Origin of the sequence: uncultured Cedecea sp. (assembly GCF_947498825.1) — a bacterium.
GTDB lineage: Bacteria > Pseudomonadota > Gammaproteobacteria > Enterobacterales > Enterobacteriaceae > JGM124.
Genome location: NZ_CANMLV010000086.1, coordinates 1 through 262, shown reverse-complemented (window position 1 = coordinate 262; position 262 = coordinate 1). Strand labels below are relative to the sequence as shown.

The window sequence follows — 262 nt, the reverse complement described above, 5'->3', positions numbered from 1 at the left end:
TTACCTCCAATCAGAATAACGATAAAAACTTATTCGTTAATAGTGCTGCTGATACAGTCGGCTTTATGCTTAAAGACAATGGCGATAATCAGGTCACCACGGACAGCGAGATCCTCCTGAATGTAGAGGCGGACGTGGCGACAGACTATATGTTTAAAGTGGGCATGGGATCGACAGATACCGCGCCTCTCGCGAAAGCCTACAGTGCGCCCATCGTGATTGCCTATATTGTGCAGTAAGTAGAAATAATAGAGAGGCAGAA

The 262-nt window shown here is 45.8% G+C and carries 1 pseudogene; it reads left to right on the top strand.

The features are described 5' to 3' along the window. A pseudogene (locus tag Q1A40_RS23050) lies at positions 1–239 on the top strand (fimbrial protein); the annotation flags it as partial. Between the last annotated feature and the right edge of the window lie 23 nt (positions 240–262).